Source organism: Arhodomonas sp. KWT, from assembly GCF_010993615.1.
In genome coordinates this window covers 1-8,070 of record NZ_WNXE01000124.1, presented here as the reverse complement: position 1 = coordinate 8,070, position 8,070 = coordinate 1, and the positions used below count along the sequence as shown (strand labels likewise).

The following is an 8,070-nucleotide window of genomic DNA, read 5'->3' as shown; positions in this document are numbered from 1 at the left end:
ATGGTGCCGGCGCACGGACTCGAACCGCGGACCTACGCATTACGAATGCGTTGCTCTACCAGCTGAGCTACGCCGGCCTTGAATCGGGAGCAAAGGTTATCGCGCACACCGATCGCTGTCCAGCCTTATCGGGCCCGTCTTCCCGTGCCCCAGCGGAGGTATCGTCGGAACCGGTCCGGGCGCAAACAGCCTCGTTCATTGCACGACCGGCGCAGGTTCGTGCGCCGCCGGCGAGACCCGGAATATCCAATAATACCGATACAGGTTGACTGCTTACGCCTGCCGGCCTGTGCGACGCACTGAAACGGGAACGACGTCGGCGGCCTCAAGCAGCCAGTCTATCGAAACAGCTGCACGTGTACGTCGAGCACCGACGGTGTACGACGAGACTCGGACGGGGATTCCCGGGAAGATGTCACACGCGGCCCGTGGCAGTGCACGACCTGCGTCTGCAGCATCCTCACGACAATGGCGTGGGACTACCAGCACTCGTCGGGGTTCTGCGGAGTCTTGTTGCCCCTGGAATCCAGCGTGAGATTGCCACAGACGTCACCCGCCTGCGGACCCTGCGCTGTCGCTGTGAGCACGACACACTCGTCGATCCCGCCACCACCGCAGGCGGCGGCACTGATCTCGTAATGCTCGTCGTCGGAGAGGACATTGTTCCCGGATGCACCCTTGCCGTCGAGGCCAAGGTCACCGACGAGGTCCGTGGTGTACTTGTAATTCTCCGTATAGTAACGCTCCTCAGCCTGCATGACTTGCATCAGCATCGACTTTCCATCGGCGCGCCGGGACGCCTGTACCTGGCTCTGGTAGGACGGGTAGGCGATCGCGGCGATGATCGCCACGATCGCCACCACGACCATCAGCTCGATGAGGGTGAATCCCGCGCCCTGCCGGTACGCTCGTGAAAGGGCCATTTAGCGCTTACTCCGTGTCGTTTTCCCGCCAGTACGTCCGTGACACCGCGGGCAGCTCCCCGAGCGGCCCGACACCGTCAACGCAGTTGCCGTCCTCCCGGCAGAACTCCTCCAGCGGGAGCTCGGTACCCACGGTCACTACCGGCCGGATCGGACCGTCGCCGTTCTCACCGCCGGGGATGAGGAGTACCTGCGGCGACGGCGCTATTCCGCCACGCGTGAGCGGGGTGTAACGGTCGTGGTACGTGAAGTCATCGTCGCCCTCGCCGTCGAGGTTGGCGACGGGCGTCGCATCACGGACGTCCATGACATACAGGCGGGAGTGCCCGTTGCGGGTCCCGCAGACGGCCTCGGGATCGTCGCTGGGAATGAACGTCGTGTACAGCAGCCGGTTGTTGAACACGGTAGCCGTTCCCAGGGTCTTCTCTCCGTCCTCCTCAAGGTCGATATACCAGCCATCGCTGTCATCGAGCTCGCTCTCGGCCGCTGCTCTCGCGTCGTCGGTCCCTTCCCCGATGGTGTTGTCGGTCGCGTCGTAGAGATCGCTCTCGGTCACCGTGGTGTAATCGACATTGCCGTCGCCATCCTTCGGCGGCCCGTACACCGGCTTGCTCTTGAGCATGTAGAAACGCTCATCGATCGTCGTGTCCAGCGGATGGGCCCGGAAGCCGGAGCCGATGGACACCGCGAGATACGCCTCTCCCCCGTCCTTGACGAGGGTGACGTCGGGCGCGTTGTAGAACCGACGGTTGCCGGACTCTCCCGAGCCACCGAAATCCGCGATACGCCCCCCCGTGATCCTATCGAGTGCGTCGATCCCCGGATCGCCACCGTCTTCGCCGCTGTCGGTATCCTTGTAGAGGAAATCCAGACGCCAGATCTGGCCGGCCGTATCCGCAGCGAACAGCGCATCCGGGTAGCCGTCCGCATCGATATCGACCACCGTCACGTCCGCCGGGATGGAATTGGTCATGTTCGAAAACTTGAGGTCCGCGTCGGAACCGTCGACATCAGGTCCTGCCCACCAGAGCAGGTCCCCCGTCTCCATATCGACGATGTAGATCGCCCGGCCCTGGCCGTCCGCCACCGGCTCGCCCCCGGCATCCTGGCCGGGGTCGTAGCCGCCGCCGAAGATCAGGACGTCCTTCTCGGTGCCGTCGGTCCACAGGATCGTCTCCTTCTGCGGCGAGGACCAGGTCTGGCCGAGCTCGGCGAAATCGCCCACACCCCCGTTGATCGTCCACAGATGCGAGGGCTGGTCGCGGTCGGTGACGTCCAGGGCATGCAGATCACGCCCGCCCCGGCGCATGCCCGCGAACACATACGCTTTGTCGCCATCGCTGGCTTCGATCTCCTGGTCGTCGTCGTCGCTCTCCTCGACGTATGACGTCAGCGGCCCGTCGAGCCCGTACGTCTTGTCCGCGCCGTCGGGGTTGTCCATGAGCCCCGCCAGGTTGCCCAGGAGATCACGGGGCATGTACGCGAATGTCTCGCTGCCGTCGTCGGTGTCGATGGCGTGCAGGTAGCCATTATTGGTGATCGCGTACAGCGTGATGTCGGGGCTGCCCTCCGATCCGCCGTAGGTCACCAGGATCGGCTGGCCGTGGAGCGGATCGCCCATCCTCAGGCAGGCATCCGTCGTGCTGCCGTCGTCGTCCTCGTCCAGCACGTCCACGCCCCGTGCCCAATCGAGGACCTGGGCGCGCTGGGCCGCGGTCGCGCTGTCGGGCAGGCCGATCATCTCATTGGTGATGCCGTCATTGTCCGCACTGAGCTTGTTGCTCGCGTCGGTCAGGTTGTCGGACTGGCCCAGGTACGTATAGAGGTCGCGACCGCTCGGGTCGTCCAGCTCATTGGCCGCCCCGCCTTTCTGGACGTCATCACCGTCCTCAGTGTCGCTCCAGTAACTCTGGGCATTGTCCCTGAAGAACCCGGTGGAGGCATCGATGGCCGCGTCGCCGTCCGCGTCCTCCACCTGGAAGGTATCCGTCGCGTCGTCATAGCCCAACCGGTACTTCTTGACATTGCCGGGCCAGCGCGTGGTCGAGGCCGGCTCGAACAGCGCGTAATAGAGATCGTCCCGGTTCTGCAGGCGGTTGAAGTTGTCCACCGCGACACCGGGCGAGGCGAACGTCGCGCCGGAGGAGATGATCTCGACGAAGATCTCCGTGAGCGCGGATTTCAGCTCGTCGTAGGTGTCCGCCGTGTAATACCGGCCACCGCCGTTGTTGACGGTATCCGCCAGCAGCCCGTCGTCGAGCTGGAAACCGATGGTGTAGGTAATGATCTTCTGGGTGCTCTCGTCGAAGTCGCTCAGGTCGCGATCGAAGTTCGAGTCGTCGAACTGGTCGTTCTCGTAGAGGTACTTGGCGAGATCGTCCAGGCACTTGCCGTCCGCAGCCTCGTAACTGCCACCGGTCGGGGGGTTGTCCCTGTCGGTGCATTCGTGACCGATCAGCGAGGCGATGTCGTCATTCACCTCCTGGTCGCCCTGGGGAAGGCCGTCGGTGAGCAGGATGATGTAATTGTTCTGGCAGGGGTCCTGCATCGGCGAGATGTAGTCATCCCCGTCTCGACAGGCATCGACGCTGTGCCGGGGACCGGTTTCGTCCCCGAAATACACGCCCTCGCCCCGCATGTAACGGGCCGCCTCCCAGTACGTCTCGCTCAACGGCGTGCTGCCGTTGGCGGTGTAGCCGTTCAGCAGGTTCTTGAACTGCTCGCGATTCGATTCGATATCGTCGACGGCGACATCGACAAAGCCCCCGGAATAGCGCTGGTCGACTGAATAGCCGTAGCTGTCCCCGGAATCGAACCGCATCAGGCCGATATTGATACCGGTCATGCTGTCCACCAGATCGCCGGCGATCTGCTGGACCACCTCGAGACGAGTCATCGTGGTGGAGCCGGAGTTACTCAGGTAATTGAGATAATTACCGCTGTAGAAATTGTACGAACCGGCGCCACCCCAATTGATGTTGGTGTCGTTGTCCGCCTCGCACTCGACCCGTGCATCGTGAGCGTCATCACTCAGCGACCGCCAGGCCGCAGGGGTCCATCGACATCCCCAGCCACCGCACCTGTACTGCGCGCTGGTAAAACCCAGTGCCTGACCTGAGCGGCCCATGGCATCGGTCGCGCTCGAGCAGGTGAACGCGTCCTCGCTCACCCAGTTATCCGTTCCTCCGTAGTACCCACCGCAGGAGGGCGGCTGGCTGCTGTTTCCCGAACGCCAGTAGATGCGGTCCGTGCTGCAGTCCCCGGAGTAGGTCCGGGACGGATCGTAATCCGGCGGGGTGATGTCCACGTCCGAGGCCATGCTGCCGGAGGTATCCACGATGAACAGCACGTTCGGCTGCTTCCAGGTGTTCTCGTCGGGGATGTAAATCTCCGTGTCGTCCGCGTGGGCGACGGAGATCGCCATCAGGACGACGCAGAGGAGAACGAGTCCCGGACGGATCCTGCTTCCATGGCTCATGTCGCTATTGCTCCTGGCCTGAGTCGAAGGGCGGACGGCGATACGCACCACCGGGCTACCCCGCCCTGGGGCGCGCTACCAGAGGACCTTGGTGAGCTCGCCGCTCTCGTTGTCGTAAATCACCGTTCCCTCGACAGCCCGCCCCCGGGGAAACCGCTGAACATTCAGTTCCTGGCCCTCGTGGATGAACCGGGTCTCGTTGCGGACGTCGAACTCCCGGGTCTCGCACAGCTCGCAGGTACTCACCTCGATCTCGAGACGCCCGCCGCCCGCTTCCGTCAGCGTGATGCGGGCAGCCTCTATGGCGGTCTCGAGGTTCTTCAGCTCCGCGGACACCGGCCCCATTGCCATGACGGCCAGTATGGCCAGTCCCGTCAGAACGAACGATTTGGTCTGCCGCATCCTCAACCTCTGCTGTCATGCATGCCCGATTCCCGGTATCGCCGGCACGACGCCCCGTGCCGGCTCACTCCTTGGGGGTGACGCGCATGGCACCCTGGGTCTGATCCGAGCTCGCACCGGTACCATTGATGGACATCTCGGCGTCGATGTCGAAGTAGTAGCCTTCGAAGTTCTTGCAGCTGAAGCCGGCCGGGCACCCCTTGCCGGTATAGGTCATCTTCAGCTTGTCCTGCTGCAGCTTGCAATCAGCCAGGGAGCCGTCATCTTTCTTCTCACACCGCCGGACTTTGAGTTCCGCCTCATCACCCAGCCCGATGTCGTCGCTGCCTTCACTGTTGATGACAGAAACGATGACCGAAACATCGTCGCTGAACTGGTCTATGGCGAGAGCGATGGCGGAGTAGGTCGCCTGGAAGACCGTGCGCTCCTGCTGCGTGTTGCCCGACATCGACTCCTGCATCCGGCTGACCTGCGACGCCGTGACCGCCACCAGGGTCAGCACGAGCAGTATCACGAGGCTGATCGCCAGCGCGGCACCGCGCTGGCTTGATGGAACCTGTCCGGAAACGACATGGGCATTCATTGCAGGCGATTCCTCAGTACCACCGTGGTCTCGAAGGCGCTGCGCAGCCGGCCATCATTGCCCGGTGTCACGTCCTCACCTAACACCGTATAGGTGTTGGACTCGGCGGCGCGGAGGTTGTCTTCCCGGGTGCGCAGCAACAGCGCCAGGCGCACGGCGATGACCTCCCCCCAGTCCGACACACTCCCGGCCGTCTCATAGGTATCGACACTGCCGTCGTCATCGCTATCAACACCGTACTCCACCTGGAAGGAGTCGACGCCGTCGATCAGGGGCTCAGAACCTTCGATCGGGCTACCTGTCGCCGGATCCACGCCGTAGCACGCCAGTGAGCCGTTACCATTCACTTGATACACGTTGATAACGCGCTCTCCCCCCGCAGAAACGCTGTTCCCCAGGCAGTCCGTCGCCGTTTCACCGGGATAAACGCGAACGACTGCGATCTGATCGTTGGCCCCGCTGCCACCGCCATCCGCCGTTCTGCCCGAATCGAACGCATCCGGTGCCGCACTGGCGAGCGGGTCATGGTATCCCGCCATGCGGATATCCCGGCTGAGCCGATGCACAGCGAAGCGGCCATTCTCCTGGACACGGGCGAGGGCGTCCTGCAGGCGGTAACTCTGCTTGTTGGCGATGAACAGCTGCACCGCACCGGCCGAGAGCATCAGACCGAGAACCAGTGCGATCATCAGCTCGATCAGGGTCAGCCCCTGCTGGCGGCGGAATTCACCGACGGTTACGGCGTTCATGGCACCACCGCCTGGACGAACCGACTGGTATCGTCAGCATCATTCCCCTTACCGTCGCCGCCCTGGTAGCGCCACGCCGCCTCTATCTCGAACGTATCCCCTTGGTTGCAGCTGCCGCTACCATTCACGTCGTTGCATTCGATATTGAGCCGGCTGCCGGGCAGCGCCGCGATACCCGACGCGTCGGCGCCCAGGCTCGCATCACAGGCGACCCGCCAGAGCGTGTCGCGGAACGTCCGACACCCGTCCGACGTGCAGTTGCTCGTCGGTGGTGCATTGCACTTGTTGTTCCCGTCCTTCAGCGGCTGCCTGGGGGTCGAGCCGGAAAAGTACTCGTACACACCCTCGCTGTTGGCATGCATCTGCTCGGCCAGCGAGTCGACGAGCCAGATGACCTGGGAGCGTTTCATCGAGTCGGTATTCGCCTTGAGCGCCTGGAGGTTCAGGCCGGCGACGCCGAGCAGGCCGATCGAGAGGACAAGCACCGTGATGAGCACCTCCACCATCGAGAGACCCGTTTGCCGTTCACTTGCGTGGGAGGTCATGATTCAGAGACATCCGCTGTAGTTGTCGTCAATGATGGACACCCGGCCGGTGGGGTCGATATCGAGTTTCCTGCCGACCTCGCCGGCACGTTCGCCGTCGCAGACCTCGATTGTGTCGCCGTTATCGACGACCCCGTCGCTTGCGAACACGAACTCCGAGCGGTCCTTCGTGCTATCGATGGTGACGCCGCCATCGAGCGCCGCCCAGACCTGCAGCTCCTGATCGTTCGCCGACTGATAGGTCCCATTGCCGTTTTCGTCCAACCAGACCCGGAACCCGCCGCCCCACTCGTCACCGGCTGACGAAGCCGCGGCGGTAATGTAAACACGCCGGCCCCGCTTGACCGCCTCGCTCCGCGCCATGTTGAGCGCGGTAACGAACTGATTGGTCGCGGTGGTCAGCTGGTTGTTCTGTATGAACGCGCGGAAGCTGGGAACCGCGATCGCGAGCAGGATCGCGGCCACGATCACGGTCAGCATCAATTCGATCAGCGTGAATCCGCGTATCTTGTTAATCATGGTGACAACGGTAAGATCTTTTCAGGGCGTTAACGAGATCACCCCGATTGGTGGGTCTCATCACACGATGAACGGAACGGCATCGAGAGAGAACGACGATCACTCATTGCTCAAAAACTGACCTTCGAGATCACTCGTCACGGAATGACGCAGTCCTTCGAAACCGCTCATGGAGGAGCAGACATGCACCGACGAGGCTTCACGCTCATCGAGCTACTGGTTACCGTCGCCCTGCTCGCGGCCATACTCGGGATCGCCATACCCACCCTCTCAACGATTGTTCGAAGCACCGCCTTGAGTTCGTCGACCAACCGATTTCTGACGACACTGGCGTTTGCACGATCCGAAGCAGTCAAACGCGGCGAGCGCATAACGGTTCGCCGCTCCGGCACCGACTGGTCTGCCGGCTGGGTCGTGTTTGTCGACCGCGACGGTAGCGGGGACCGGAATAACACCGAGCCGTTACTCCGCGATTCACGCGCCCTGCGCGACGGCTTCCGGTTAACCGGCAACCAGATGGTGTCGGAATCGCTCTCCTACATACCCCAAGGCTACCCCCGCACCGCATCGGGGGCTTTGCAGATGGGCACGTTCACCGTCTGTGACGACACTGGCATCACCACCGCAGGACATGCACGCGCCGTTGTCATCAGCGCGACTGGACGCGCCCGCGTCTCGCATCGGATATCGGATATCGACAAGAACGACTGCTAAGCGACGACCGAGGGCGCCATCGGCTGAATCGGCGGCGGAGGCGCGAAAGTCGTGGCTACGCACTCCGCCGTCTGATCTCGCGCATGAGATCCCGGGGCAGGGAGAAGACTACCTCCTCGGTGTGACCGGCCTGTTCCGCCGGCCGGGTGCCGCCCCA

The 8,070-nt window shown here is 63.0% G+C and carries 8 protein-coding genes and 1 tRNA gene; 1 reads left to right on the top strand and 8 read right to left on the bottom strand.

The annotated features are described in order from the left end of the window. Position 1: 1 nt before the first annotated feature. The 8 genes from G7A99_RS14360 to G7A99_RS14325 all read right to left on the bottom strand — a co-directional run bounded on the left by G7A99_RS14360 (position 2) and on the right by G7A99_RS14325 (position 7,199). Positions 2–77 (bottom strand) — tRNA-Thr (locus tag G7A99_RS14360). 402 nt (positions 78–479) lie between these two features. Further along, the gene (locus G7A99_RS14355) at positions 480–923 is read right to left on the bottom strand and encodes a type IV pilin protein (protein WP_163141298.1); all 444 of its coding nucleotides are present in this window, start codon (positions 921–923) and stop codon (positions 480–482) included. Positions 924–930: 7 nt separating this feature from the next. Continuing rightward, on the bottom strand, positions 931–4,401 hold the full coding sequence (locus tag G7A99_RS14350) for a pilus assembly protein (RefSeq protein WP_163141295.1): 3,471 nt from the start codon (positions 4,399–4,401) through the stop codon (positions 931–933). A 75-nt stretch (positions 4,402–4,476) separates the two neighbouring features. Beyond that, positions 4,477–4,803: a hypothetical protein gene (locus G7A99_RS14345; RefSeq protein WP_163141292.1), complete on the bottom strand. Its 327-nt coding sequence runs from the start codon at positions 4,801–4,803 to the stop codon at positions 4,477–4,479. A 64-nt stretch (positions 4,804–4,867) separates the two neighbouring features. Beyond that, complete coding sequence (locus tag G7A99_RS14340; protein ID WP_163141289.1) at positions 4,868–5,386, bottom strand: PilX N-terminal domain-containing pilus assembly protein; 519 nt, start codon at positions 5,384–5,386, stop codon at positions 4,868–4,870. Continuing rightward, positions 5,383–6,135, bottom strand: a complete 753-nt coding sequence (locus G7A99_RS14335) for a PilW family protein (RefSeq protein ID WP_163141304.1) — start codon at positions 6,133–6,135, stop codon at positions 5,383–5,385. The genes G7A99_RS14340 and G7A99_RS14335 overlap by 4 nt, the downstream gene beginning before the upstream one ends. Then, the gene (pilV, locus tag G7A99_RS14330) at positions 6,132–6,680 is read right to left on the bottom strand and encodes a type IV pilus modification protein PilV (protein WP_256379727.1); all 549 of its coding nucleotides are present in this window, start codon (positions 6,678–6,680) and stop codon (positions 6,132–6,134) included. Before pilV ends, G7A99_RS14335 begins: the two co-directional genes overlap by 4 nt. A 3-nt stretch (positions 6,681–6,683) precedes the next feature. Next, positions 6,684–7,199, bottom strand: coding sequence for a GspH/FimT family pseudopilin (locus G7A99_RS14325; RefSeq protein WP_163141301.1), 516 nt, complete (start codon positions 7,197–7,199; stop codon positions 6,684–6,686). 183 nt (positions 7,200–7,382) lie between these two features. On the opposite strand from G7A99_RS14325, the gene G7A99_RS14320 reads away from it, so the two are divergent. Then, a complete protein-coding gene (locus G7A99_RS14320) occupies positions 7,383–7,913 on the top strand; it encodes a GspH/FimT family pseudopilin (protein WP_018717325.1) in 531 nt (176 codons plus the stop codon). Positions 7,914–8,070: the final 157 nt, after the last annotated feature.